The sequence below is a fragment of the Kitasatospora sp. NPDC048194 genome (genome assembly GCF_043202455.1).
Taxonomy (GTDB): Bacteria; Actinomycetota; Actinomycetes; order Streptomycetales; family Streptomycetaceae; genus Kitasatospora.
Map to the genome: position 1 here is coordinate 16,413 of NZ_JBIDAK010000001.1, position 25,227 is coordinate 41,639.

The 25,227-nt window shown below is 73.2% G+C and carries 22 protein-coding genes and 1 pseudogene; 14 read left to right on the forward strand and 9 right to left on the reverse strand.

Features of this window, described 5'->3' with window-relative positions:
* Position 1 precedes the first annotated feature (1 nt).
* Both greA and ACGF07_RS00095 read right to left on the reverse strand, forming a co-directional pair.
* Positions 2-502 carry a transcription elongation factor GreA gene (greA, locus tag ACGF07_RS00090; protein WP_350750193.1) on the reverse strand — a complete coding sequence of 167 codons (501 nt, stop codon included), beginning with the start codon at positions 500-502 and terminating at the stop codon, positions 2-4.
* A 324-nt stretch (positions 503-826) separates the two neighbouring features.
* A complete protein-coding gene (locus ACGF07_RS00095; protein WP_350750191.1) occupies positions 827-1,240 on the reverse strand; it encodes a DUF4307 domain-containing protein in 414 nt (137 codons plus the stop codon).
* A gap of 239 nt (positions 1,241-1,479) precedes the next feature.
* Between ACGF07_RS00095 and mca the strand changes: the two genes are divergently transcribed.
* From mca to ACGF07_RS00125, 6 genes and pseudogenes are all read left to right on the forward strand, one after another.
* On the forward strand, positions 1,480-2,385 hold the full coding sequence (mca, locus tag ACGF07_RS00100) for a mycothiol conjugate amidase Mca (protein WP_350750189.1): 906 nt from the start codon (positions 1,480-1,482) through the stop codon (positions 2,383-2,385).
* Positions 2,386-2,434: 49 nt separating this feature from the next.
* Positions 2,435-2,626, forward strand: a complete 192-nt coding sequence (locus ACGF07_RS00105; RefSeq protein ID WP_031076542.1) for a hypothetical protein — start codon at positions 2,435-2,437, stop codon at positions 2,624-2,626.
* A 144-nt stretch (positions 2,627-2,770) separates the two neighbouring features.
* Positions 2,771-2,929: pseudogene (locus ACGF07_RS00110) on the forward strand (DUF255 domain-containing protein); the annotation flags it as partial.
* A gap of 206 nt (positions 2,930-3,135) precedes the next feature.
* The gene (locus tag ACGF07_RS00115; protein WP_392894107.1) at positions 3,136-3,681 is read left to right on the forward strand and encodes a Uma2 family endonuclease; all 546 of its coding nucleotides are present in this window, start codon (positions 3,136-3,138) and stop codon (positions 3,679-3,681) included.
* Between the two features lie 331 nt (positions 3,682-4,012).
* A complete protein-coding gene (locus tag ACGF07_RS00120) occupies positions 4,013-6,055 on the forward strand; it encodes a thioredoxin domain-containing protein (RefSeq protein WP_392894109.1) in 2,043 nt (680 codons plus the stop codon).
* Positions 6,056-6,219: 164 nt separating this feature from the next.
* Positions 6,220-7,083, forward strand: coding sequence for a GNAT family N-acetyltransferase (locus tag ACGF07_RS00125; protein WP_392894111.1), 864 nt, complete (start codon positions 6,220-6,222; stop codon positions 7,081-7,083).
* Positions 7,084-7,102: 19 nt separating this feature from the next.
* On the opposite strand, the gene ACGF07_RS00130 is transcribed toward ACGF07_RS00125, so the two are convergent.
* Positions 7,103-7,519: a hypothetical protein gene (locus ACGF07_RS00130; RefSeq protein ID WP_392894113.1), complete on the reverse strand. Its 417-nt coding sequence runs from the start codon at positions 7,517-7,519 to the stop codon at positions 7,103-7,105.
* Positions 7,520-7,602: 83 nt separating this feature from the next.
* Between ACGF07_RS00130 and ACGF07_RS00135 the strand changes: the two genes are divergently transcribed.
* Positions 7,603-9,273 (forward strand): alpha/beta hydrolase, encoded by a 1,671-nt coding sequence (locus ACGF07_RS00135; RefSeq protein ID WP_392894115.1) that lies wholly within the window; start codon positions 7,603-7,605, stop codon positions 9,271-9,273.
* Between the two features lie 79 nt (positions 9,274-9,352).
* Here ACGF07_RS00135 and ACGF07_RS00140 read toward each other — a convergent pair whose 3' ends face one another.
* Entirely contained in the window at positions 9,353-10,282 is a 930-nt protein-coding gene (locus tag ACGF07_RS00140) for a hypothetical protein (protein ID WP_350748332.1), read from the reverse strand.
* A 255-nt stretch (positions 10,283-10,537) separates the two neighbouring features.
* Between ACGF07_RS00140 and ACGF07_RS00145 the strand changes: the two genes are divergently transcribed.
* Positions 10,538-11,194 (forward strand): papain-like cysteine protease family protein, encoded by a 657-nt coding sequence (locus ACGF07_RS00145; protein ID WP_350748327.1) that lies wholly within the window; start codon positions 10,538-10,540, stop codon positions 11,192-11,194.
* 8 nt (positions 11,195-11,202) lie between these two features.
* Positions 11,203-12,072, forward strand: coding sequence for a hypothetical protein (locus ACGF07_RS00150; protein ID WP_392894116.1), 870 nt, complete (start codon positions 11,203-11,205; stop codon positions 12,070-12,072).
* A 132-nt stretch (positions 12,073-12,204) separates the two neighbouring features.
* On the opposite strand, the gene ACGF07_RS00155 is transcribed toward ACGF07_RS00150, so the two are convergent.
* Both ACGF07_RS00155 and ACGF07_RS00160 read right to left on the reverse strand, forming a co-directional pair.
* A complete protein-coding gene (locus ACGF07_RS00155) occupies positions 12,205-12,861 on the reverse strand; it encodes a TetR family transcriptional regulator (RefSeq protein WP_350745669.1) in 657 nt (218 codons plus the stop codon).
* An 8-nt stretch (positions 12,862-12,869) separates the two neighbouring features.
* Entirely contained in the window at positions 12,870-14,609 is a 1,740-nt protein-coding gene (locus ACGF07_RS00160; RefSeq protein ID WP_392894678.1) for an MFS transporter, read from the reverse strand.
* A gap of 331 nt (positions 14,610-14,940) precedes the next feature.
* On the opposite strand from ACGF07_RS00160, the gene ACGF07_RS00165 reads away from it, so the two are divergent.
* Complete coding sequence (locus ACGF07_RS00165; protein WP_392894118.1) at positions 14,941-15,441, forward strand: hypothetical protein; 501 nt, start codon at positions 14,941-14,943, stop codon at positions 15,439-15,441.
* On the opposite strand, the gene ACGF07_RS00170 is transcribed toward ACGF07_RS00165, so the two are convergent.
* Positions 15,412-16,104 (reverse strand): hemolysin III family protein, encoded by a 693-nt coding sequence (locus tag ACGF07_RS00170; RefSeq protein WP_392894119.1) that lies wholly within the window; start codon positions 16,102-16,104, stop codon positions 15,412-15,414. The two genes, ACGF07_RS00165 and ACGF07_RS00170, sit on opposite strands and share 30 nt — an antisense overlap.
* A gap of 285 nt (positions 16,105-16,389) precedes the next feature.
* Between ACGF07_RS00170 and ACGF07_RS00175 the strand changes: the two genes are divergently transcribed.
* The gene (locus ACGF07_RS00175; RefSeq protein ID WP_392894120.1) at positions 16,390-18,231 is read left to right on the forward strand and encodes a phosphoenolpyruvate carboxykinase (GTP); all 1,842 of its coding nucleotides are present in this window, start codon (positions 16,390-16,392) and stop codon (positions 18,229-18,231) included.
* Between the two features lie 203 nt (positions 18,232-18,434).
* On the opposite strand, the gene ACGF07_RS00180 is transcribed toward ACGF07_RS00175, so the two are convergent.
* On the reverse strand, positions 18,435-19,649 hold the full coding sequence (locus ACGF07_RS00180; RefSeq protein ID WP_392894122.1) for a pyridoxal phosphate-dependent aminotransferase: 1,215 nt from the start codon (positions 19,647-19,649) through the stop codon (positions 18,435-18,437).
* Between the two features lie 249 nt (positions 19,650-19,898).
* Here ACGF07_RS00180 and ACGF07_RS00185 point away from each other — a divergent pair, with 249 nt between their 5' ends.
* Positions 19,899-20,612, forward strand: coding sequence for a prepilin peptidase (locus ACGF07_RS00185; RefSeq protein WP_392894124.1), 714 nt, complete (start codon positions 19,899-19,901; stop codon positions 20,610-20,612).
* A 117-nt stretch (positions 20,613-20,729) separates the two neighbouring features.
* On the opposite strand, the gene ACGF07_RS00190 is transcribed toward ACGF07_RS00185, so the two are convergent.
* Complete coding sequence (locus ACGF07_RS00190; RefSeq protein ID WP_392894126.1) at positions 20,730-22,313, reverse strand: chitinase; 1,584 nt, start codon at positions 22,311-22,313, stop codon at positions 20,730-20,732.
* 436 nt (positions 22,314-22,749) lie between these two features.
* On the opposite strand from ACGF07_RS00190, the gene ACGF07_RS00195 reads away from it, so the two are divergent.
* On the forward strand, positions 22,750-23,544 hold the full coding sequence (locus ACGF07_RS00195) for an isoprenyl transferase (RefSeq protein ID WP_392894128.1): 795 nt from the start codon (positions 22,750-22,752) through the stop codon (positions 23,542-23,544).
* A 258-nt stretch (positions 23,545-23,802) separates the two neighbouring features.
* Positions 23,803-25,137: a PhoH family protein gene (locus ACGF07_RS00200; RefSeq protein WP_350745646.1), complete on the forward strand. Its 1,335-nt coding sequence runs from the start codon at positions 23,803-23,805 to the stop codon at positions 25,135-25,137.
* Positions 25,138-25,227 lie beyond the last annotated feature (90 nt).

Here is a 25,227-nt window from a genome sequence, read left to right on the forward strand (position 1 = left end):
ATCAGCCGGTGTACGGCACGACCTTGACGATCTTCACCATGGCCGGCTTGCCGTTCGGCAGCTCGTAGGTGGCCTCGTCGCCGATCCGCTTGCCGTCGATCGCGCGGCCCAGCGGGGACTGCGGCGAGTAGACGTCCAGGTCGGCGGCGCTCGCGACCTCGCGGGAGGCCAGCAGGAACTCCATGAGGTCGTCCTCGTCGCCGTCGAAGGCGACCGTCACGATCATGCCCGGGGCGACCACACCCGAGTCGGCCGGGGCCTCGCCGACCTTGGCGCGCTCCAGCAGCTGGGTCAGCTGGCGGATGCGCAGCTCGTACTTGCCCTGCTCCTCCTTCGCCGCGTGGTAACCGGCGTTCTCCTTGAGGTCGCCCTCCTCGCGCGCCGCCTCGATCTTCTGAGCGATCTCGATGCGCCAGGGCCCGGTCAGGTGATCCAGCTCGGCCTTGAGCTGGTCGTAGCCGGCCTGAGTGAGCCAGGTCACGTTCTCACTGGTCTGGGTCACAGGTGCTCCTCGTAGGTGCTGGGGGCTGTGCTGAGGGTGTGAGTCGTCAGCAGGGTCGGTCGGTGATTTCGGTCTCAACTACAAAGCAACGCCCGCTCCCGTACCATCCGGTGCGGAAGGGGCGAAACCACGAGCCTAACAAGTCCCGCCGACGTACGGGAGAGGCGTTGGCGCGGCATTGACGACCGCGTTACGCCACGGTGTACAGGAACCGGGTGGGAGACTTCCTACGGATGCCCGTTCTGCCCGACGAATATGCCTCCCGCCGCCCGACCGCCACCTGCGCCGCGGCTCGCGCGCCGGCGTCAGCCGGGCGCCGCGCGACTACTTCGCGGGGGTGCAGCCGAGCAGCTCGGCGGTGGTGCCGCGGGCGGTGGTGCGCAGGGTGACGGTGGCCTCGTAGCTCGAGCCCGCAGCCGGCACCGGGAAGTCCGCCACCCCGACCACCGCGTGGTCGTCGCCCTGCGAACGGACCGTGCAGGTGCCCGCCGTACCGTCGTCCTTGCTCACGGTCAGGTGCAGCCGGACCTCGGAGTCGGACAGCACCTGGAAGGTCGGCACCGAGCCGTTGATCTTCGACTCGCGCAGCAGGTAGGAGCCCCCCAGCCAGGCGATCAGGCCCAGCCCGAGCACGCCGCAGACCGCGCCGACCACCTTCAGGCGGCGGTCCGACTCCCTGTCGCCGCTCCGGCCGTAGCGGCCCTCGGGCAGCTGGGCGGCGGTGCTCCGTGCAGTCATCGGGCTTCGTCCTTTCCCGGGGAGGGGCCGCGCGGGCGGTGCGGGGAATGCGGCGCTCCTCCAGACCGTCACTATAGGAGGGACACGCCCGCGGCCGGTCCGGCGGGGGCGGGGCCCGGCCGTGCCGGCCACCCGGCCGGGGTGGGCCTTGCGGCGACGCGGTCCCGCGTGAGCGGTTCGTACGGTGGGCAGACCGGGAGTTCGCGGAACGCCCGATGATGTGGAAGGAACGCAAGGCGTTGACTGAGCAGTTGCGACTGATGGCGGTGCACGCCCACCCGGACGACGAGTCCAGCAAGGGCGCGGCCACCATGGCCATGTACGTCGACCAGGGTGTGGACGTGCTCGTGGCCACCTGCACGGGGGGCGAGCGCGGGTCGGTCCTCAACCCCAAGCTCCAGGGGGACCCGTACATCGAGGAGAACATCCACGAGGTCCGGCGCAAGGAGATGGACGAGGCGCGGGCGATCCTCGGCATCAAGCAGGCGTGGCTGGGCTTCGTCGACTCCGGTCTGCCGGAGGGGGACCCGCTGCCCCCGCTGCCCGAGGGCTGCTTCGCCCTGCAGGACGTCAAGGAGGCGGCCGAGCCGCTGGTCCGGCTGATCCGCGAGTTCAAGCCGCAGGTCATCACGACCTACGACGAGAACGGCGGGTACCCGCACCCGGACCACATCATGACCCACAAGATCACCATGCTGGCCTTCGACGCCGCCGGAGACCCGGACGCCTACCCCGAGGCCGGCGAGCCCTGGCAGCCGCTGAAGCTCTACTACAACCACGGCTTCCCGATGGGCCGCATCCGGGCGCTGCACCAGTACCTCACCGAGCACGGCCTCGACTCCCCCTACGGCGAGTGGATCGCCGGCTGGGAGGCGAGCGGCCGCAAGGAACGCGAGATCACCACCCGGGTGCGCTGCGACGACTGGTTCCCGACCCGCGACCGCGCGCTGATCGCCCACGCCACCCAGATCGACCCCGACGGCCCGTGGTTCCGCGTCCCGCTGGAGGTCCAGCGCGAGGTCTGGCCCACCGAGGACTACGAGCTCGCCCGTACCCTGGTGGACGTGGACCTGCCGGAGGACGACCTGTTCGCCGGCCTGCGCACCCCCAGCCTGGTGGCCGAGGCCGCCGACACGCGCGACTGACCCACCCCCCGACGGCCCGGCTCGCCGTGAGCCGGGCCACCATAGAGATATGAGCGCCCCCGTGAACCTCGTCCACCTCGCCGCTGATCTCGCCGTCGACGACGCCAAGGTCACCCCCGGTCTCCTCGGCTTCGTCGTCTTCGCCGCGCTCGGCGTGGCGACCTGGTTCCTGGCCAAGTCGATGAACCGGCAGTTCAAGAAGGTCGACTTCACGGAGGAGCCGGAGGCTCCCAAGGAGTGACCCGGCGGCCCGGCGCGGCAGCGGGGGGTGCCGCGCCGGGCACCGGGCCCGTTGGGCCGCCGGGCTTGCGCCGGAGGCGCTGCCGCCGCGCGGGTGCGCCGCGCCGTGGGCCCTCTCCCGCCCGGGATGCGGGAGGGTGGGCGCATGCCGAACCGTCTCGCGGACGCGACCTCGCCGTACCTGCTGCAGCATGCCGAGAACCCGGTCGACTGGTGGCCCTGGGGCCCCGAGGCGTTCGAGGAGGCGCGCCGGCGCGGGGTGCCGGTGCTGCTGTCCGTCGGGTACGCCGCCTGTCACTGGTGCCAGTGAACGTACAGAAGCAAGGGTCTCTGAGCTAGATCGTTTCCAGAGAGTAGCGCGGCGACCACGCACGATGAACGACTGGGTGGAGATGTAGCACCCCCTGCCGCTGCTCATGTGTGTACAACGCCATCGTGGCCGGCTCTCGTAGTGGACCCCATGCGGAGCCGTGGCCCCATATCCTGAGAGGCGACAGGAAGGAGCCGGTGATGAGCGTAGACGCGGTCATGCACACTGAGTTCCCCGCTGGGTACGTGGTCTTCTTCGGTACCGACGGGAAGGTGATCATGACCCCGCAGAGCTTCGAGCACTCCAGCACGATCAAGTCGATGCAGATCGACTCGCTCTCGCTCGGCCGGCACGCGAAGACCGCCTCCGACGTGTACATCGACTTCCCGGCCGACGAGAACTCGGCCCCGGACTTCGCGATCCTGCGGGAGGACGCGCAGCGGCAGGGCAAGCGCTACGGCTTCGAGGACGTCCTGCTGATCGCCGAGGTGGTGTCGGTCTCCTCCGCGCGCAAGGACTACGACGACTGCACCGCGAAGTACGGCCGCTATGGCATCCCGGTCTACGTGGTGGTGGACCCGTACGCCGCGGAGGTCGTCGTCCACACCCAGCCCACCGGCTCCGGCTACATCGCGGCTCACACGCACCAGTACGGTTCGGGCAAGCTGCCCATCGAACTGGCAGACGGACGGACCTACACCCTCGACCTGGACGAACTGCCCCGGCCCGAGGCTGATGCCCGCTGATGGACGGCACCGGCTCGTTCATCGCCCAAAACAGTGGGACCAATGGCAGTAGCGGCGTTGCTGGCCCCACTGCGTGGAGAAGGTGCGACCGTGCAGCCAGGTAGCTGAGCACGCGCCGTGGCTGGATCGTCTGCTGAAGACACAGGTCCCGCAGGCTCGAGCGATCACTATGCCGTCGGCTCCGGCATCGTTGGTCCTCCTGCGGGCTGGTTCACGTCACCGACCCCCTTGGTCGCGGCAGCGCAACGCCGGGTGATCCTCGCACTTGTCGTCCTCGGCGTGTTGGCGCGGCCATCTGCACAGTGGGTCAGCTGGCTGAGATACTCCGGCCATGGTGAACCGCTTGGCCGATGCCACCTCCCCGTACCTCCAGCAGCACGCCGAGAACCCCGTCGACTGGTGGGAATGGAGCCCCGAGGCGTTCTCGGAGGCGGAGCGGCGCGGGGTGCCCGTGCTGCTGTCGGTCGGCTACGCTGCCTGCCACTGGTGCCACGTGATGGCGCACGAGAGCTTCGAGGACGCCGAGCTCGCCGGGTACCTGAACGAGCGGTTCGTCGCGGTCAAGGTGGACCGGGAGGAGCGGCCCGACGTCGACGCCGTGTACATGGAGGCCGTGCAGGCGGCGACCGGGCAGGGCGGTTGGCCGATGACGGTGTTCCTCACGCCGGAGAAGGAGCCGTTCTACTTCGGGACCTACTTCCCGCCGCAGCCCCGGCACGGGATGCCGTCCTTCCGCCAGGTGCTGGAGGGCGTGGACGCAGCCTGGCGGGACCGGCGGCAGGAGGTCGGCGAGGTCGCCGGACGGATCCGGGCCGACCTGGCCGATCGGGCCGCCGTCTACTCGGCCGGCGCCCACCACCCGCCCGGCGAGGCCGACCTGCACCAGGCCCTGGTCGCCCTCAGCCGGGAGTTCGACCAGCAGCGCGGCGGCTTCGGCGGGGCGCCCAAGTTCCCCCCGGCGATGGTGATCGAGTTCCTGCTGCGCCACCACGCCAGGACCGGCTCCGAGGCGGCCCTGGAGATGGCCGCGCGCACCGCCGAGGCGATGGCCCGCGGCGGCATCCACGACCAGCTCGGCGGCGGCTTCGCCCGGTACTCGGTGGACGCCGGCTGGGTGGTGCCGCACTTCGAGAAGATGCTCTACGACAACGCCCTGCTGCTGCGCGTCTACCTGCACCTGTGGCGGGCCACCGGCTCCGGGCTCGCCCGGCGGGTCGCGCTGTCCACCGCGGACTTCCTGCTGCGTGAACTCCGCACGCCCGAGGGGGCGTTCGCCTCCGCACTGGACGCCGACAGCCTGGACGAGGAGACCGGCGGCACCGCCGAGGGCGCCTACTACGTCTGGGAGCCGGGCCAGTTGGTCGACCTGCTCGGCCCGGCCGACGCGGCCACCGCCGCCCGGCTGTTCACCGTCACCGCCGACGGCACCTTCGAGCACGGCACCTCGGTGCTCCAACTCCTCGCCGAGCCCGAGGACTTCGCCGAGTACGAGAGCCTCCGCGCCCGGCTGTTCGAGGCGCGTGCGGCCCGGCCCGCCCCGGCCCGGGACGACAAGGTGGTCGCCGCCTGGAACGGCCTCGCCATCGCCGCGCTCGCCGAGACCGGCGCCCTGCTGGACCGCCCCGACCTGGTCGACGCCGCCGAGCGCGCCGCCGATCTGCTGCTCGCCGTCCACCTCACCTCCGACGGGCGGCTGCTGCGCACCTCCCGGGACGGCCGGGCGGGCGGCAACGCGGGCGTCCTGGAGGACTACGCCGACACCGCCGAGGGCTTCCTCGCGCTGTACGCCGTCACCGGCGAGGCCTCCTGGCTGGAACTGGCCGGCGGGCTGCTCGACACCGTGCTCAAGCACTTCACCGACGAGGCCTCCGGCGCGCTGTACGACACCGCCGACGACGCCGAGGAGCTCATCCGCCGACCGCAGGACCCGACCGACAACGCCACCCCCTCGGGCTGGACGGCGGCCGCCGGAGCCCTGCTGACGTACGCCGCGTACACCGGCTCCGACCGGCACCGCACGGCCGCCGAGCGCGCCCTCGGCATCGTCGGCGCGCTGGCCGGGCGGGCCCCCCGGTTCATCGGCTGGGGTCTGGCCGTCGCCGAGGCGCTGGTGGACGGGCCGCGCGAGGTCGCCGTCGTCGGCCCCGCCGGGGACCCGGCCACCGCCGCGCTGCGGCGGGCCGCCCTGCTGGGGACGACGCCCGGGGTCGTCGTCGCGGTCGGGGAGCCGGGCGACAGCGAGGTGCCGCTGCTGGCCGACCGGCCGCTGGTCGACGGGGCGCCCGCCGCGTACGTGTGCCGGCACTTCGCCTGCGACGCGCCGACCACGGACCCGGCGGCGCTCGGCGAGCGGCTCGGGGTGGCGGTGGAGTAGGCGGGGCAGGAAGGGCGGGAGCAGGAGGGCGGGGGGCAGGAAGGGCGGGGCGGGAGGGCGGGAGCAGGAAGGGTCCGGAGCAGGACGGCGCGGCAGGCCGGGTGGGGAGGGCCGGCGGCCGAAAACGGCTGGCGGGGGCCGGTCGGTCGGGGTGACCATGGCGCATGACGTGGACCCTCAGCACCTCGCTCGGTGACTTCCGCGAGCGGACCGCCGACCTGTTCGCCGCCCGCCCGGCCGAGAACACCGTCCTGATCACCATCGCCCACCAGCTCGCCGAAGCGGGACTCGACGCCTTCGGGGACCGCCCGCCGGTCTTCGGGTGGTGGCGCGGCGAGGAGGACGGCCCCGTCGAGGGCGCCTTCCTCCAGACGCCGCCCTTCCCGCCCAGGCTCTCCGCCATGCCGCCCGCCGCGGCCGCCGACCTGGCGGTGCGACTGGCCGCCGCCGGCAGCGGTTTCACCGAGGTCACCGGGGTCGGCGGCGGAGCCGAGGCGGCCCACGCCTTCGGTGCGGCCTGGACGGCCGCCACCGGGGCCACGCAGACCGTCCAGGTCCATGAACGGCTCTACCGCCTGGCCGAGTTGGCCGGGCCGCCGCGGCCCCCGGCCGGACGCCACCGGCTCGCCGGGCCGGCCGACCGCGAGTTGGCGATCCGCTGGTACCACGGGTTCCTGGCCGAGGCCCGCGTCCGGCACCCCGACGTGCCGCAGGCCGTCGACCGCAGGATCGCGCACGGCGGCCTCCACCTCTGGGAGGACGGCGGACACCCCGTCTCCCTGGCCGGAACCAGCCCCGTCATCGCCGGGATGTCCCGCATCGGCCCCGTCTACACGCCCGTCGAACACCGCGGGCGCGGCTACGCCAGCGCCGTCACGTCCGCCGCCGGCGCGCACGTGCTCGGGCTGGGGGCGGAGGAGGTGCTGCTCTACACGGACCTGTCCAACCCGACCAGCAACTCCATCTACCAGCAGATCGGGTACCGGCCGGTGGAGGACGCGGTGGTCCTGGACTTCTCGCCGCGGTAGGCGGGGCACGCGGCCGCGGTCAGAGGGGCGCCCCGGCCGCCTGCCCCGCCTGCCCCGCCTGCCCCGCCTGCCCGGTCTGCCCGGACGCCGCCGCCTCCCGGGAAGCCCCGGGCGCCCCCGTGCCGAGCAGGGCGGCGCCGGCCGCGGCCGGTGGCGGCAGGCGGTCGGCGTCCAGGTAGGCCCGCGCGCACGTGAGGAGGTTGCCGCCGGCCGACTCCATGTCGGCCGCGAGGCCGTCCAGCACCGTCCTCCACGCAGCGCCGCACCTCTGCAGCGCCGCCGCGCTCCGCCACCCCGGCAGGCCCCCGGCCGCCCTGCCGCTGGGCTCCGCCAGCTTCGCCGTCTCGCCCGGGACCTTCCCCGCGACCGCCACGGCGTTGCTCCCGGCGGCGGTCAACTCGCCGGGCCTGACGGTGAATCCGGGATCCTGCCCCATTCGTCCCCCTCGCCTCCGGGTCGGCCGCGAGCGCTATGGTAGCGGCGAGTGACGGAACGGACGCGGAGCGCACGGAGTTGGGGATGGACCTCGCGAGCCTGGGGAACGCCGAACCGGCGAACCTCTACGCGGCAGCGGACGCCTACGACGCGCTGGCCGAGGCGATGTCACAGCACTCCACGGACTGGAGGAGCGGGACCGCCGACCGGGTCCGTGGATCCGGATGGAGCGGCCCGGCGGCCGCCGCCGCGAGCCCGGTGCTGGACGGCGTCACCGGCAGGATCCGCGCCGCGGCGGCCGAACTCGCCCTCATCGGCAAGGGGATCCGCGACTGCGCCGACGCCGTGACGCTGGCCCGGAGCCGACTCGCCCAGGCGCTGTGCGACGCGCAGGCCGAGGGCTTCCTGGTCGGCGACACCGGTGCGGTGAGATGGCTCCCGTCGGACAACCCGTTCCAGGCCGCCGACCGGGAGGCCAGGCGGAAGGCGGCCGCCGAGGAGATCGGCCGGCGGATCGGCAGGGCGCTGGCCGACGCGGCCGACGCCGACACCAGCCTGGCCGCCGCGCTCGACACGTTCGCGTCGCGCGCCGAGGACGGGTCGGGCCTGGACGAGAGGACAGCCGCCGCCGACGGGCACCCGGACCGGTCCGGTGGTGCTCCCGAACCGATGTGGCGGCGGAACGCGCCCGGCGAGGACGCCACCCCGGCGGAGGTCAACGCCTGGTGGAGGAGCCTCGGACCGCAGGGCCGGCACTGGTTCCTGAGAAACCACCCGGAGGTGCTCGGCAACCTCGACGGCGTTCCGGCGGAGGTGCGGGACACGGCGAACCGCGCGTACCTCCGGATCCTGCTGGAGGGCGTCAGGAAGAAGAAGCCGGAGGAGCTGGACGCCGGCGACAAGGCGGTCCTCGCCCGCTACGGGCCCATCGAGGCGCGCCTCGCCCGGCACGAGGGGGAGCCGCCGATCCACCTGCTCGGGCTCCGCAGCGAGGGCCGCGGTCGGGCGATCCTCTCCTTCGGGAACCCGGACACCGCCACCCACATCTCCGCCTACGTGCCGGGCATCACCTCCACCGTGGCCGGCCTCGGACCGGGACCGAACGACGGGACCAACGAGGCGGAGAACGCGCTGAACCTCTACCGCGCCGCGAGCGGCAGGGCTCCGGCCGGCTGCTCCGTCGCCTCGGTCGTGTGGCTCGGCTACGACGCGCCGGGGATGGACCTCGGCGCCGCGTCGACGAGCGCGGGCAAGGCGGGCGCCCCGGCGTACGCGAGGTTCCTGAGCGGCGTACGGGCGAGCCACGAGGGCGACCGGCCTCCGCACATCACCGCGGTGGGGCACAGCTACGGCTCCTACCTGGTGGGCCGGGCCGTCGAGCTGTCCACCCGCCCGGGCACCCACCACACGCCCCCGGACGACGTCGTCTTCATCGGCAGTGCGGGCGTCGGCGCGGGCAGGGCCGCGGACCTCGGGCTGCCGCCCGGCCGCGTCTGGGTCGGCGCCGCCGACAACGACCTCGTGACGCACGCCCCGTCGAAGTTCGGCATCGACCCGGACGAGCGCTGGTACGGGCGGGACCCGTCCAGCAAGCGCTTCGGCGCGAACCGCTTCACCGTCGACGACTGGAGCCGCGGCAATCCCGTCGACGCGCACACCAAGTACCTGAACGGACGCGGTGGGCCCTCGCTGGACAACATCGCGGCCGTCGTCACCGGCAGCGGGGGCGTCAAGCTGCGGGGCCACCGGGGATGAGGTGGAATCGCCGAGGTTGAGGCCGGGCCACCGGGAACGAGGCGGAATCGCCGAGCACCCCGTCCCGTCACTCCCGCCGTCACTCCCAGTCCCACCGGATCCCCAGGATGCACGGCCGCACCGCCGTCGCCACCAGGTGGACGCAGCGGTGCCCGTCGAGGGTCAGTTCCTCCGTCTCGTACGGGGCTTCGCCCGGGGAGTGCAGGGCGATGCGGTGGCAGCGGACGGGCAGCGCGGCGGGGTGGAAGGTGATCTGGAGGACGTACTGGCCGGCGCCGGAGTTGAAGCCGCGGACGTACTCGCAGCTGGGTTCGGGGGAGGGGGCGTCGTCGAAGCCGTAGCCGAGGAGGTGGGTGTCGCCGGCGCGCAGGCGGCGGTCGAGGAGGAGTTCGGCGGCGAGCAGGTGGTGGGTGTGGTCGCGGCGGATGCGGCCGGGGCGGCAGTTCTCCTCGGCGCGGACGCCGACGCGGGTGATGTCGCTGCCGGGGTCGCCCTGGTAGAGGGCGAGGTAGCGGTCGATGCCGTCGCGGTGGGCGCGAAGGGCGTGTTGGGAGTCGCGGCGGGTGAGTTGTCGGTCGGGGCCGACCCGGATCCGTTCGATGTGGGTGATGGTGTGCAGGCCGGTGTCGCGCGGGCCGGCGAGGGTGGCGAGCAGGTCGTCGACGGCGGTGGGCGGTGAGATCAGGTCGCGGTAGGGGCGGACGGGGGGTCCGACGGCGACGGCGGCGGCCCGGCGGGGGCCGAGCAGCCGGGTCAGGGAGTGTTCGGGCAGGTCGAGGACTTCTTCCAGGGCGGCGACGGCGCGCAGCGACTCGGGGCGCTCCGGTCGGCGGCGTCCTTGCTGCCAGTAGCTGAGGCTGGTGACCCCGACGTGGACGCCGCGCAGGGCGAGGTGGCGGCGGATGCGGTGCAGGGCGAGGCCGCGGGCGGTGATCGCGGTGCGCAGGGCGAGGTGGAACGGGCCGGTGCGCAGGGCGGCGGCGAGGTCGGCGGGGTCGCTCCGGTGGATGACGGCCTCCTGGACGGCGGGTCCGGGTTTTGACCGTGAATATTCACATCCGTGCGCCGGTTTGTCACCGGTCCGGGCAGGTGGCGCCGTGCTTTCCCGGCTGTCGTTCACAGTCCGGCCGTTCCGTTCACACCTGAACTCCGCCCGCTGCGAAGCCCGTTGACCTGTCTCCGGCAACGGCGCGATGCTCGGGGCGCGATCCGGACCGCGCCCCCCACAGCAGTTCGCAACGCTCGTGCAAGGAGGCATTCCCCCATGCCAGTTCCACGGATACGACTGCGTCGCGCGGTCTCCCTGCTCGCCCTGGGCGTGCTGGGCCCGGCGCTGAGCGCCGCAGCGTCCACCCCCGCGGTCGCCGCCCCCACGGCGGACCGGGCCCCGGCCCAGGTCCGTCCGGCGGCCGCGCCCGGCAGTACGGCCGATCTGGCCGGCACGTACAAGAAGCTCAACATCACCATGCAGCAGCAACAGCAGACCAACTGGTGCTGGGCGGCGAGCGGCAACACCATCGCCACCTGGTTCGGCTACAACTACAGCCAGAACCAGTTCTGCAACGCCGCCTTCGGCCGCGCGACCAACTCCAGCTGCCCCAACAGCCAGGCCTCGCTGGCCGATGTGCAGAACGGCCTCGACTGGGTGGGCATCAACCCGGGCTCGTACGTCACCGGCTACCTGCGCTACAGCACGGTGCAGTCCGAGGTGGACGCGAACCGGCCGATCGAGACCCGCATCCAGTGGAGTTCCGGCGGCGGGCACATGCACGTCGTGTACGGCTACGACACCGGCAGCAACTGGGTCTACTGGGGCGACCCGTGGCCGTCCAACTACCGCTACAACTGGGCGGACTACTGGTACTACGTGAACAACGACACGTTCTCGTGGACCCACTCCCTGTACCGGATCGGCGCGTGAGGGCGATCATGACCGAGTCGAACAAGGCCCGTCGGGCCGCCGTCACCGCCCTGCTCGCCGCCGGCCTCGCGCTGGCGATCGCCCCGACCGCGCAGGCCGACGCCCCGAGCGGCAGCGCGGCCGGCACCACCGCCGGCGCCCCCGTGCCGGTACCCGCCGCCGACCTGGCCCGGGCCCGCGGCGCCGTCCAGGACCCGTCGGTGCTCGACAAGGTGGGCCACTTCTTCGCCCGCAAGGGCGTCCCGCCGACCCAGCAACTGACCATCGGCGCCGCGGAGGAGGCGAAGGCGGCGAGCGCCTCGGCTCCACGGCTGGCCGGGGACACCGTGCCGGTCTACACCCTGGACGCCGGCTTCGTGGCCGGCACCCCGGGCGCGCCGGTGGCGAAGGCCGCGTTCACGGCGAGCAAGGTGGTCGCGGCGGACGGGCAGACCGCCTCGGTCTGGACGGTCCGGCAGGGCGACACCTGGCGGGTGGTCAACATCGCCTCCGGCGGCGACGAGAGCGACTACGCGGCGAAGGCGGCGGATGCCGGCGGCGGCACCGCGTTCCGGGAGCCGCAGATCAACGCCTGGTACGTGCTGCGCGACGGCCGGGTGCTGCCGCTGGACGAGGAGGCACGACGCTCGGTGGGCGCGGGCGGGGTGTCGCTGGCCGCGTACCAGCAGCTGGTCCACCAGCGGTACGGGGACAAGCTGCCGGGGTCGGCGTACGACCGGGCGGGCGAGGGCGGCGGCTACCAGGTGGACGCCGCGCCGGCCCGGGGCTCGGCGGACACCGGCTCCGAACTGTCGGCCGTGACGGCGGCCGCGGCCCTGGGCGTCACCGCGCTGGCGGGCGCGGGCGTCGTCCTGCGCCGCCGGCGGGGCATCCGCTGACGGCGGGCGGGGCCCGGCCGGACCGGCCGGGCCCCGCTCCGTGGGCGTCCTGGTCCGTCCTCGGGCCGCTCCGCCCTCGTCCCGCTCCGTCCTCGTCCCGCTCCGTCCTCGGGCGGCGAGTCCGGGCCGGGGTCACACTCCGGCGAAGCCGCTTCCGAGCAGTGCGAAGGTGTGGTCGACGAGGTCCGCGATGTCCTCCCGGCCGTCGGTCTTCGCCCACTGCAGGACGGCCTCGATGGTGGCGGCGCCGATCGCCGCGGCGGTGACCCGCATCTCGTACGTGGGTTCCTCGATGCCGGCCCGGCGGGTGAGGACGGACAGGTAGAGCTCCCGCGGGTTGTTGCCGGCCCGGTCGAGCCCGGCGCGCAGCGCGGGGACCTCGGTGACCAGTCGCACCCGGGTCAGCAGTTCCTGCCGCTCGTGCTGGAGGAGGGCGCGGATCAGGCCGGTGAGGGCCTCCCGGCAGGAGGTGAGGAAGGGCTCGTCGGCGGGGCGGGACAGCAGGGCCGAGATCATCGCCGGGTCGTACTCGTCGGTGAGGACGAGGTCCTCCTTGGCGGCGAAGTAGCGGAAGAAGGTGGACGGGGAGACCTCGGCGGCGGCGGCGATCTGCTCCACCGTGGTGTTCTGGTAGCCCTGTTCGGCGAAGAGCCGGTAGGCCTCGCGGCGGAGGGCCTGCCGGGTCTTCAGCTTCTTGCGCTCGCGCAGCGACAGCGGCGCCTCCAGCAGTGCCTGGACCGGGTTGGTCGGGGCGTCCGGGAGGGCCGCGGTCGGCTGTTCGGGAGTCATGCCGACGATTATCGGCGATCTCCGCCGGCGGTGGCCCCGGCCTGGCCCGCCGCTTCGTCCGCGCCTCGGCCCGGGGCCCGGTCCGAGCCCTGGCCCGAGACCCGGCCCGGCACCTGGTCCGAGCGCTGGTCCGAGCCCTGGCCCGCCACCTGCCCCGAGACCGGGTCCGAGCCCCGGCCCGCCACCCGGCCCGAGGCGCCGTCGGTACGGGCGTCCGCCGCCCCGCCGGCCGGCATCCGGGCGGCGACCAGTACCGCCGAGACCACCGCGACCAGCCCGGCGACCAGCAGCACCACCGCCATCCCGTGCACGTACGCCGCGTGCGCGGAGGCGGCGAGCGCGGGGCGACCGGAGGCCCGGGCGACGGCCTCGGCGGCGACCACCGACTTCCCGGCCCGGTGCGCCGCCTCGGCCGGCAGGCCGCCCGTGACCAGGCCGCCCGTGACCAGGGCGCCCCGGTAGGCGCCGGCGAGCAGGCTGCCGAAGGCGGCGACGCCGATCGCGCCGCCGACCTGCCGCAGGGTCTGGAGCAGTCCCGAGCCGACCCCGGCCTTGGCGGGCGGCAGGGTGGCCAGCGCGGAGGCCTGGGCGGTGATCAGCGACAGGCCCATGCCCAGCCCGAGCACGGTGAGCCAGACCGCGGCCCGCCCGTACCCGTCGGCGGGGGTGGTCCGGCTGCCGAACAGCAGCGCGCCGCCGAGCAGCGCCAGACCGGTGGAGATCACGGTGCGGGCGCCGATCCGGCCGACCAGCCGGTCGGTGAGCCTGGCGGCGACCATCAGGCCGAGCATCATCGGCATCAGCCGCAGTCCGGAGCCGAGCGCGTCGGTGCCGAGCACGCTCTGGAAGTAGAGCGGGAGGACGAAGAAGGCGCCGAACAGGACGACCGAGATCAGCATGGCCGCGACGGCGGACCAGCGGAAGGTCCGGTCGGCGAGCAGGGCGAGGTCGAGCATCGGGTCGGCCTGGCGGCGGCTGCGCAGCACCAGGGCGGCGAGCAGGAGCACCGAGCCGGCCAGCGCGGCGACCACCGCCGGGTCCGTCCAGCCTGCGTCGGCACCCTGGATGAGGCCGTAGGTGAGCGAGCCCAGTCCGGCGGCGGCGAGGCCGGCGCCGGGCAGGTCCATCCGGGGTGCGGCGGGGTTGCGGCTCTCCGGCAGCAGCAGCACGCAGGCGACGACGCCGGCGGCGGTCAGCGGCACGTTGACCGCGAACACCGAGCCCCACCAGAAGTGCTGCAGCAGGAAGCCGCCGATGAGCGGGCCGAGCGGGCCGCCGGCGGCGAGCGAGGCGGCCAGGACGGCGGTGGCGCGGCGCTGTTCGGCGGCGGGGAAGAGACCGGGGATGGCCGCCATCGACATCGGCATGACGAGGGCGGCGGCCAGCCCCATGCCGGCCCGGGCGGCGATCAGGGTGTCGGGGGATCCGGTGAGCATCCCGACGGCGGAGGCGAGTCCGAACAGGGCGAGGCCGACGACGAGGGTGCGGCGGCGGCCGTAGCGGTCGCCGAGCAGTCCGGCGGGGAGCATCGCGGCGGCGAAGACCACCGTGTAGGAGTCGACGATCCACTGCTGCTGCCCGGTGCCGGCCTGCAACTGCGAGGCCAGGGTGGGCAGGGCGACGTTGAGGATCGTCATGTCGAAGCTGATCACCAGGACGCTGAGGGCGACGGCGACCAGGGCGAGCCAACGGCGCGGGTCGGCGGGCGCTGCGGTGGGTGGAGCGGCGGCGGGCGGAGCGGCGGGCATGGCGATCTCCAGGGACCTCGCGGTGACATTTTTTGATGTCATCTCTCAAATGAGAGTAACTATCAAAAGATGGTTTCCGTCAACCCGATGTCGCACGGTAGCCCCGTCACCATTCGGGCACGTTCCGTGATGTGTCGCGGAAGTGCTGCTCCTGCACGCGGAATTGACGCAACGTTGATCTGTCGTTCGCCGCTCGAGGGCGGTCCCGGGTGACGGACGGTAGATACCATGTGGCTATCGGTCAGTCCTGGCCGACGCGTGCCGAAAGCGCAGAAGGGGTGGGGCGGCAGGGGCCGACCACGAGCCCGGCACCGGGAAAGGGGAAGCCGAAGTGGCCGAGAGTGACGGCGGGCGTGCGGGTGTCCAGGTGTGGGGCGCGGTCGTGGGAGTGGGCTCCGCGCTGGCCGTGGTCACGGCCTATCTGATCAACGGCGCCCCGCTGGTCCTCGGGGTCGCCGGTGTCGAGGTGCTGCTGCTCATGGTCCACGTCGCCCGCCGCTGGCGGGCGCTGCACCGGCAGCCCTCCCCGGCCGGGCACCGCCCGCTGCGCGGAGCTCCGGACGCGGCGCACTGCGAGCGCTGCCGCCGGGCGCGCGAGGCCCTGGACGCGCGCCAGGCGCGTGAGGGCGGGGCCGGGCGGGCCGCCTCCGGCCGGGCGGAGCAGCCGGAGTCCGGCGCCGCGGACCGGCCGCAGTACCCGCGCCGCCCGCAGAGCCGGGCCCCGTACGAGCGGCCCTGGACGGCGGAACGGGCGGCCGTGCGGTCCGTGGACCGTACGACCGCCCGCCGTGGCGCGCCGGGTTCAGCCGGCCGTGCTGTACGCCACCAGTGAGACGCCGACGTACTGCACGACGAAGGCTCCGAGGGTGAAGGCGTGGAACACCTCGTGGAAGCCGAACCAGCGCGGTGACGGATCGGGCCGCTTGAGCCCGTACACCACGCCGCCGACGCTGTAGAGCACCCCGCCGACGATCATCAGCACCAGGACGGCGACGCCGCCGGCGCGCAGGAAGTCCGGGAGGAAGAAGGCGGCGGCCCAGCCCAGCGCGATGTACACCGGCGTGTACAGCCAGCGCGGCGCGCCGACCCAGAACACCCGGAAGGCGATCCCGGCGAGCGCCCCGCCCCAGACCGCCCAGAGCAGTATCTGCCGGCTGTCCCCCTTGAGCAGCAGGATCGTGAACGGCGTGTAGGTGCCCGCGATGATCAGGAAGATGTTCGCGTGGTCGAGCCGGCGGAGCACGGCGTCGCCGCGCGGCCCCCAGTCGAAGCGGTGGTAGACCGCGCTGACCCCGAACAGCAGCCAGGCGCTGACCGAGTAGATCGCGCAGGCGATCCTGGCGGGCGTCGAGTCGGCCAGGCAGATCAGCACGATCCCGGCGGCGACGGTGGCGGGGAACATTCCGGCGTGCAGCCAGCCGCGCCACTTCGGCTTGCTCTCCCTGATCGCGGCAGGGCTCTCCGCGAGGCGCTCGCTGAGCGCGGCAGCAGTCATGCGCAGCATGCTACCCGCTACCTACGGGTCCGTAGGTTACTGGTGCGTAATGAAGTGGCGCTCATCACTCTTGGACGTTTTGGAGTGTTTGCAGTGTGGCGCCGCGCACTCCGGCCGTGGCGTGAACGACCCACTACTGGCCAGTAATCGTACTTACTGTAGTAAAAGATGCGTCAATTTCGACGCTGCGCCGCGTTTGGGCCCCCGGGGCGGGGCTACGCTGCAAACACCCTCAGACCCCCGCAACGCCGTCTCCCCGCCGGGACGGCGTGAAACGGAGCGATCGTGTCGTACGAGATCTCTGCTCTCAGCGCATCCGCGCCCACCCGCCACAAGCAGCTGCTCGCTTGGGTGAGCGAGATCGCCGAGCTCACCCAGCCGGACCGCATCGAGTGGTGTGACGGCTCCGACGAGGAGTACCAGCGCCTCGCGGACCTGCTGGTGGATCAGGGCACCTTCAAGAAGCTCAACGAGGAGAAGCGCCCCAACTCCTACTACGCCGCCTCGGACCCCTCGGACGTGGCGCGCGTGGAGGACCGCACCTTCATCTGCTCCGAGCAGGAGAAGGACGCCGGCCCGACCAACCACTGGAAGGCCCCCGCCGAGATGCGGGAGATCTTCCAGGGCGAGCAGGGCCTGTTCCGCGGCGCGATGAAGGGCCGCACGATGTACGTGGTGCCCTTCTCGATGGGGCCGGTCGGCTCCCCGCTGGCCGCGTACGGCGTCGAGATCACCGACTCCGCCTACGTCGCGGTGTCGATGCGCGTGATGACCCGCATGGGCCAGGCCGTGCTCGACCAGCTCGGCGAGGACGGGGACTTCGTCAAGGCCGTGCACACCGTCGGCGCCCCGCTGGCCGAGGGCCAGGCGGACGTGCCGTGGCCGTGCAACGGCACCAAGTACATCTCGCACTTCCCGGAGACCCGGGAGATCTGGTCCTTCGGCTCCGGCTACGGCGGCAACGCCCTGCTCGGCAAGAAGTGCTACGCGCTGCGCATCGCCTCGACCATGGCCCGCGACGAGGGCTGGCTGGCCGAGCACATGCTCATCCTGAAGCTCACCCCGCCGGCGGGCCCGGAGGGCGAGGCGGAGCCGAAGTACGTCGCGGCCGCCTTCCCGTCGGCCTGCGGCAAGACCAACCTCGCGATGCTCCAGCCGACCGTCCCCGGCTGGAAGGTCGAGACGATCGGCGACGACATCGCCTGGATGCGCTTCGGCGCCGACGGCCGCCTGTACGCCATCAACCCCGAGGCCGGCTTCTTCGGCGTCGCCCCCGGCACCGGCATGGACACCAACGCCAACGCCATCGACACGCTCTGGGGCAACACCGTCTTCACCAACGTCGCCCTCACCGACGACGGCGACGTGTGGTGGGAGGGCCTGACCGAGGAGCCCCCGGCGCACCTGACCGACTGGCGCGGCAACGACTGGACGCCGGAGTCCGGCACCCCGGCCGCCCACCCGAACGCCCGCTTCGCCGTCCCGGCCGCGCAGTGCCCGACCATCGCCCCGGAGTGGGAGGACCCGGCGGGCGTGCCGATCTCGGCGATCCTGTTCGGCGGCCGCCGCGCCACCGCCGTCCCGCTGGTGACGGAGTCCTTCAACTGGCAGCACGGTGTCTTCCTCGGCGCCAACATCGCCTCCGAGAAGACCGCCGCCGCCGAGGGCACCGTCGGCGAGCTGCGCCGCGACCCGTTCGCGATGCTGCCGTTCTGCGGCTACAACATGGGCGACTACTTCGCCCACTGGCTGAAGATCGGCGCCCAGGCCGACCAGGCCAAGCTGCCGAAGATCTACTACGTGAACTGGTTCCGCAAGAACGCCGAGGGCAAGTTCGTCTGGCCCGGCTACGGCGAGAACAGCCGCGTGCTCAAGTGGATCGTCGAGCGCCTGGAGGGCACCGGCGAGGGCGTCGAGACCCCGATCGGCGTGCTGCCGACGGTGGAGGGCTTCGACCTGGGTGACCTGAAGCTGTCCGAGGAGGACCTCGACCTGCTCTTCACCGTGGACGCCGACATCTGGCGCCAGGAGGCCGCGCTGGTGCCGGCCCACCTGGAGCTGTTCGGCGACCACACCCCGAAGGAGCTGTGGGACGAGTACCGGAGCCTGGTCGCGCGCCTCGGCTGAGTCTGGGTCCCAGCCTCAGCCGAGCGAGAGGCGGGCGCGCGGCACGAACCGCGCGCTCGCCGAGTGACAGGACGGCCGGAGTTCCACCGGGCGGTCTTTCCCCGACCAAGGAGACCGCGCGGACCGGGACTCCGGCCGTAGTGTTTCCCGGCTCCCGCCGGCACTCCGGCCGTGGTGCTGCGCTCGGCCCCCGGCCCGGGGGATCACGGCTGGCTGTAGCCGCTGAGGAAGTCGCCGATCCTGGTCACGGCGTCGGTGATCTCCTCCGCCCGGGGCAGCGTGACCAGCCGGAAGTGGTCCGGCTCGGGCCAGTTGAAGCCGGTGCCCTGGACCAGCAGGATGCGCTCGGAGCGCAGCAGGTCCAGCACCATCTGGGCGTCGTCCTTGATCTTGTAGACCTTGGGATCCAGCCGAGGGAAGGCGTACAGCGCGCCCTTGGGCTTGACGCAGCTGACCCCCGGGATCCGGTTCAGCAGGTCGTACGCCGCGTCGCGGGAGGCGAGCAGCCGGCCGCCGGGGAGCACCAGGTCGCGGATCGACTGCCGCCCCCCGAGGGCGGCGGCCACCGCGTGCTGGGCGGGCATGTTGGCGCACAGCCGCATCGAGGCCAGCACGTTCAGGCCCTCGACGTAGCTGCGGGCGCGGTGCCGGTCGCCGGAGAGCACCATCCAGCCGGAGCGGAAGCCCGCGACCCGGTACGCCTTGGACAGCCCGTTGAAGGTGACGCAGAAGAGGTCCGGGGCGAGGGTGGCCAGCGGGACGTGCTCGGCGTCGTCGTAGAGGATCTTGTCGTAGATCTCGTCCGCGTAGACCACCAGCTGGTGCCGGCGGGCGATCCCGGCGAGGCCCTCCAGCAGCTCGCGCGGGTAGACCGCGCCGGTCGGGTTGTTCGGGTTGATCACCACGATGGCCCTGGTCCGGTCGGTGACCTTGGCCTCGATGTCGGCGAGGTCCGGGTACCACTCGGACTGCTCGTCGCAGCGGTAGTGCACGGCGGTGCCGCCGGCGAGCGAGACCGAGGCGGTCCACAGCGGGTAGTCCGGCGCCGGGACGAGCACCTCGTCGCCGTCGTCCAGCAGCGCCGTCATGGCCAGCTGGATCAGCTCGGAGACGCCGTTGCCGAGGAAGACGTCGTCGACGGAGAGCCCGTGCAGCCCGCGCTCCTCGTAGTGCATGACCACCGCGCGGCGGGCCGACAGCAGGCCCTTGGAGTCGCCGTACCCGTGCGCGTTGGCAAGGTTGCGCAGGATGTCCTGGAGGATCTCCGGGGGCGCCTCGAAGCCGAAGACGGCCGGGTTGCCGGTGTTGAGCTTGAGGATGCGGTGGCCCTGTTCCTCCAGCCGCATCGCCTCGTCGAGCACCGGGCCGCGGATGTCGTAACAGACGTTGGCGAGCTTGCTGGACTGGATGACCTGCATGCCTGCCTACTTTAGGGGCAGCCGGGGGCCCCGCGCCGACCGTCGCGAGGCACCGGCGGAACCGCCCCGCGCGGCGTCCTTGGATCGGCAGGCCCGAACGCGCGGCGGCCTTGCGAACCGGCGCCCCGTCGGCCCGGAACACTCCGGTGCGCGGGGAGCGCGCGCTCGGTCGAATGCGGAAGGAGACGGACGGCACACCCGCGGGGGCATGATGAGGCCGGTGCGTCGGATCGAGGAGGGGGTGCGCCGGTGGTACCGGTCGTGGCCGCGGCGGTGCTGGTCGGACTCCTGGCGGCCCCGCCGCTGCGCGGGCTGATCGTCTACTTCGCCGTCCCGGCGGGCGAACCCTGGCGCGGGGCGTGCCCGTCCTGCGGGCGCGCGGTGCGGCTGCTGCCGCCGACCGGGCGCTGCCCGGGCTGCCGGGGCCGGCTGGGCGCGGGTGCCGGGGCGGTGGAGGCCGTCGCGGCGGCGGTCGCGGTCGCGGTGGCGTACGCCGCGGACGGGCCGCAGGCGCCGGCGCTCGGCTGGGCGGCCGCGGTCGGCGTGGCGCTGGGCTTCGTGGACGGGAGGGTCCGCCGGCTGCCGCACCGGCTCAACCTTGCCCTGATCGCCGGGGTGGCCGTGCTGCTGACCGTGGCGGCCCTGGCCGAGGGGCGCCCGGGGGTGCTGCTGCGCTGCCTGCTGGTCGCACTGGCCGTCGGCGTGCTGCTCGAACTCGCGGTCTGGGCGGGGGCGTTGGGCCCCGGCGACTCGCCGCTCGGATTCGCCCTGGGCGGCCTGCTGGGGTGGTACGGCTGGGCGGTGGCGTTCGGCGGGCTGTTCACGGCGGTGGTGCTGGCCGGGCTCTGGGGCACCCTGCGGGCCGCCGCCGCGCTGGTCCGGCGGCGCAGGGTGCGCGGCCTCGACGTCGCGGTGGGCCCGTTCCTCCTCCTCGGCGCCCTCGTCGCGGTCCTGGCCCGGTAGCCGGGGAACGGACCGGGCCCGCCGCACCGAAGCCGGTACGGCGGGCCCGCCGCCGACGTGCCGCGCCCGCCCCCGGGGGCCGCCGCGCGCCGCGCGTCTCGCGTCGGATTTCGCGGCTCAGGGCATCTTGTGGACGAACGCGCCGACGGTGTTGGAGAAGGCGTTGCCGTTGTTGGCGTCCCAGTTGGTGGACCAGGTCATCGCACCCCGGATGGTGGGCCACTTGGCCGGCGGCACGAAGCTGCCGCAGTTGTTGCCGGTGGCCAGGCAGTTCAGCGCGTTGTTCACCACCGACGGGTCGACGTAGCCGCCGCCGGCCGCCCTGGTCGAGGCGGGCACCCCGATGCCGACCTGGTCGGGCCGCAGGCCGCCCTGGATGTGGGTGCAGACCTGCGAGGTGATGAAGTCGATGGTGCCCTGGTTGTAGACCTTGCCGTCGCAGCCGTTCATGCCGCCCGAGTTGTAGAACTGGGTGTTGACGACGGTCAGGATGTCCTTGGTGTTCAGCGCCAGTTGGAAGTAGGCGCCGGAGGTGCTGTACATCCCGATGGTCTCGGGGGCCATGGTCAGCACGAAGCCGGGGCCGACCTTGGCCTGCAGGGCGTGCAGCGCGTTGCCGAGCGGCCCGGCCTGGACGCCGTTCTCCAGGTCGACGTCGATGCCGTCGAAGCCGTAGTCCTTGAGGATCGCGTAGGCGCTGTTCGCGAAGTTGGCGCCCGCGGTGGCGTCGCCGACGGTGATCGCGCCGTTCTGGCCGCCGATGGAGAGGACGACCTTCTTGCCGGCCGCCTGCTTGGCCTTGATGTCGGTGCGGAACTGGGCGTCGGTGTAGCCGCCGAGCGCCTTGGACAGGCCGGGGTCGAGGGTGAAGCTGATCGCGCCGGTCTGGGTCGGCACGGCGTCGGCGAAGGAGACCGCGATGATGTCGTACGCGTTCTGGACGTCGCTCAGGCGCTGCGGGGTGGAGCCGTTGTCGAAGTTCTGCCAGTAGCCGGTGACCACGTGGGCGGGCAGGCCGGTGGCCGGCGGCGTGGTCGGGGTGGCGGTCGGGGTCGGCGTCTGGGTGGCCGTGGGCGTCTGGGTCGGCGTGGCCGTCTGGGTGGGCGTCGCGGTGGGGGTCGGCGTCGGCGTCCGGGTGGGGGTGGCGGTCGGCGACGGGGTGGAGGTGCCGCCCGGGCCGCTCAGCGCGACGTCGTCGGCGAGGTAGGCGCCCTGCCCGTACCAGCCGTGCAGGTAGACCGTGACGCTGGTGGCGTTCGCCCCGGTGGTGAAGGTGGTGGACAGCTGGTTCCAGCTGGTCTGGTTCGACCAGGTGGACGGGTCGGTACCGCCGGTGCCGCGTGCGCCGAGGTAGACGTACGGGCCCTGCACCCAGGCGCTCAGCGTGTAGCTGGTGTTGGGCAGCACGCTGATGGTCTGGCTGCACTCGGCCGTGTCGCCGGATCCGGGGGTGGCTTGCAGTGCGCCGGTGCCGGCGTGCACCGGCGAGGAGACGGTGGTCGCGGGGCCGGTGCAGGACCAGCCGCCCAGCCCGCTCTCGAAGCCGCCGTTGCTGACCAGGTTGCCGACCGCGGCGCCGGCGCCGCCGGCGAAGAGGGCGAGGCCGCCGCCGGCCAGGGCGAGGGCGGTGGCGCCGGCCGCGACGGCCGGGAGGGGGCTGCGCCGGCGCCCGTGGGCGGGCTGCTTCAGCGTACGGGCCATGGGTGACGCTCCTGGGGGAGGAGCGGCCGCCGCAGTGGGGGGCGCGGCGGCCGCGTGTGGGGGAGGGGAGGTCCGGTGTGAGCCGTGCGGGACGGGGAGCAGGCCGCCGTCCCGGGTCACAAGCTGGACTAGACCAATGGGGGCCGTCAAGCACCGGGCCGCCGGCTTACGGGTCCCTTAAGGATTCGGAGACCGTTCCGTGTCCGACCCGGTTCGCGCCCGGCACCACCCCGGACCGGCCCGGTCCCCGCCCGCCTCCCGTCCGGCGCCGGCCCCCGCCGGCCCGGCCCCGCCCGCGGCGCGCACGCCGCGACAGTCTTCGTACAGGACTGTGACCAGACCGCTACCTGCTGCTTTACCGTGCGCCAGTGCGCCGGAGTAGGCTGCGCCGGTGCGGTGACGCACCAGCTGAACGAGCACGGAGGGGCCGGGAAACATGGGTCTGCGCGATGTCGCCGAACGGACGCCGGGGCTGCGCACCCTGCTGGGCGGGATGTACCGGCTCTACGGCCGCCGGGTCGAGGTCCACCTCGGGCGCACCCCCCACCACATCGGCGTGATCCTGGACGGCAACCGCCGCTGGGCCAAGGCCGCCGGCGGCTCCACCGCGTACGGCCACCAGCGCGGCGCCGACAAGATCAGCGAGTTCCTCGGCTGGTGCGACGAGACCCACGTCAAGGTCGTCACCCTGTGGATGCTCTCCACCGACAACCTGGACCGCCCGGCCGACGAACTGGTCCCGCTGCTCGGCATCATCGAGGACGCCGTCACCGGCCTCGCCGCCGCCCGCCGCTGGCGGGTCAACCCGGTCGGCGCGCTGGACCTGCTGCCGCAGCACACCGCCGACGTGCTCAAGCGCGCCGCCGAGGAGACCTCCGGGATCGACGGCATCACCGTCAACGTCGCGGTCGGCTACGGCGGTCGGCACGAGATCGCCGACGCGGTCCGCTCGCTGCTCCAGGAGCAGGCCGGGCGCGGCACCTCGATCGAGGAGCTGGCCGAGATCCTGACCGTCGAGCACATCGCCGAGCACCTCTACACCCGCAACCAGCCCGACCCGGACCTGATCATCCGCACCTCGGGCGAGCAGCGGCTGTCCGGCTTCCTGCTCTGGCAGAGCGCCCACAGCGAGTTCTACTTCTGCGAGGCCTACTGGCCGGCCTTCCGCAAGGTCGACTTCCTGCGCGCGCTGCGCGCGTTCGAGCAGCGGCACCGGCGGATGGGCCTGTAGGTCCGTCACCCCGCCCGCCGAGCGGTCGGGACGGGCCGGGCCCGCGCCCGACCGGGTGGAAGTGACCGCCGTAGGCATGGCCTACCCGGGCCCGGCGCGAGGCCAAACGTTCACCGGCAATGATCCGTCAGTTCGCCGGGGACGCGAATGCACCGCTCCTCGCCTGGGAATACTCCAGTCAGTCCGGTCCCGAGGCCACCGGGGCAGCGGGGGCCGGCTTGCCGCGGATGACGCAGGGTCATCCGCTCTGGAGGCCTAGTGGTCAGTTCCAAGAGCCGCCGGACACCAGACCGGCGCACGTACGTTCTCGACACCAGCGTGCTGCTGGCGGACCCGCTCGCCATGACCCGCTTCGAGGAGCACGAGGTCGTGCTCCCGGTGGTGGTCGTCACCGAGTTGGAGGCCAAGCGGCACCATCCGGAGCTGGGCTACTTCGCCCGCCAGGCGCTGCGACTGCTCGACGACTACCGGATCCGCCACGGGCGGCTCGACGAGCCGATCCCGGTCGGCGAACTCGGCGGGACCATCCGGGTCGAGCTCAACCACTCGGACGTCTCGATACTGCCGGTCGGCTACCGGGCCGGCGGTGGCGAGGCGGACACCCGGATCCTGGCGGTCGCCCGCAACCTGCAGGCCGAGGGCTACGACGTCACCGTCGTCTCCAAGGACCTCCCGCTGCGGATCAAGGCCAGCTCGGTGGGCCTGCTCGCCGAGGAGTACCGGGCCGAGCTCGCGATCACCTCCGGCTGGACGGGGATGACCGAGCTGCACGTCGCGGCCGACCAGGTGGACGCGCTGTTCGCGGCCGGCCACGACGCCGGGGTGGACATCGAGGGGGCCGCCGAGCTGCCGGTGCACACCGGACTGGTGCTCACCTCGGAGCGCGGCCGGGCGCTCGGCCGGGTCACCGGGGACGGCCGGGTCCGGCTGGTGCGCGGGGAGCGCGAGGCGTTCGGGCTGCGGGGCCGCAGCGCCGAGCAGCGGGTGGCGCTGGACCTCCTGCTCGACCCGGAGATCGGCATCGTCTCGATGGGCGGCCGGGCCGGCACCGGGAAGTCGGCGCTGGCGCTGTGCGCGGGGCTGGAGGCGGTGCTGGAGCGGAGGCAGCACCGCAAGGTGATGGTCTTCCGGCCGCTGTACGCGGTCGGCGGCCAGGAGCTCGGCTACCTGCCTGGCACCGAGGCGGAGAAGATGGGCCCCTGGGCGCAGGCGGTCTTCGACACCCTCTCGGCCGTCACCACCCCGGACGTGATCGAGGAGGTCATCGCCCGGGGGATGCTCGAGGTCCTGCCGCTGACCCACATCCGGGGGCGCTCGTTGCACGACGCCTTCGTGATCGTGGACGAGGCGCAGTCGCTGGAGCGGAACGTCCTGCTGACGGTGCTGTCCCGGATCGGCCAGGGCTCGCGGGTGGTGCTCACCCACGACGTGGCGCAGCGGGACAACCTCCGGGTCGGCCGGTACGACGGTGTGGTGGCGGTGGTGGAGAAGTTGAAGGGGCATCCCCTCTTCGCCCACATCACGCTCACCCGCTCGGAGCGCTCCCCGATCGCGGCGCTGGTCACGGAGATGCTGGAGGACATCCACCCGTGAACCGATCCTGATCGGGGCATAGTCGGACAATAGGTTCAACTCGCGCTGCGGGGCCCGCTCCTGAGGGGGCGGGCCCTGTCCCTTTCATCA

Coding starts and splice junctions, on each gene's coding strand:
- ACGF07_RS00190 (WP_392894126.1), bottom strand. CDS start 22,313: ATGGCCCGTACGCTGAAGCAGCCCGCCCACGGGCGCCGGCGCAGCCCC.
- ACGF07_RS00155 (WP_350745669.1), bottom strand. CDS start 12,861: ATGACTCCCGAACAGCCGACCGCGGCCCTCCCGGACGCCCCGACCAAC.
- ACGF07_RS00180 (WP_392894122.1), bottom strand. CDS start 19,649: ATGCAGGTCATCCAGTCCAGCAAGCTCGCCAACGTCTGTTACGACATC.
- ACGF07_RS00105 (WP_031076542.1), top strand. CDS start 2,435: ATGAGCGCCCCCGTGAACCTCGTCCACCTCGCCGCTGATCTCGCCGTC.
- ACGF07_RS00115 (WP_392894107.1), top strand. CDS start 3,136: ATGAGCGTAGACGCGGTCATGCACACTGAGTTCCCCGCTGGGTACGTG.
- ACGF07_RS00160 (WP_392894678.1), bottom strand. CDS start 14,609: ATGCCCGCCGCTCCGCCCGCCGCCGCTCCACCCACCGCAGCGCCCGCC.
- ACGF07_RS00195 (WP_392894128.1), top strand. CDS start 22,750: ATGGGTCTGCGCGATGTCGCCGAACGGACGCCGGGGCTGCGCACCCTG.
- ACGF07_RS00135 (WP_392894115.1), top strand. CDS start 7,603: ATGGACCTCGCGAGCCTGGGGAACGCCGAACCGGCGAACCTCTACGCG.
- ACGF07_RS00130 (WP_392894113.1), bottom strand. CDS start 7,519: ATGGGGCAGGATCCCGGATTCACCGTCAGGCCCGGCGAGTTGACCGCC.
- ACGF07_RS00120 (WP_392894109.1), top strand. CDS start 4,013: ATGGTGAACCGCTTGGCCGATGCCACCTCCCCGTACCTCCAGCAGCAC.
- ACGF07_RS00150 (WP_392894116.1), top strand. CDS start 11,203: ATGACCGAGTCGAACAAGGCCCGTCGGGCCGCCGTCACCGCCCTGCTC.
- ACGF07_RS00125 (WP_392894111.1), top strand. CDS start 6,220: ATGACGTGGACCCTCAGCACCTCGCTCGGTGACTTCCGCGAGCGGACC.
- ACGF07_RS00095 (WP_350750191.1), bottom strand. CDS start 1,240: ATGACTGCACGGAGCACCGCCGCCCAGCTGCCCGAGGGCCGCTACGGC.
- ACGF07_RS00170 (WP_392894119.1), bottom strand. CDS start 16,104: ATGACTGCTGCCGCGCTCAGCGAGCGCCTCGCGGAGAGCCCTGCCGCG.
- ACGF07_RS00145 (WP_350748327.1), top strand. CDS start 10,538: ATGCCAGTTCCACGGATACGACTGCGTCGCGCGGTCTCCCTGCTCGCC.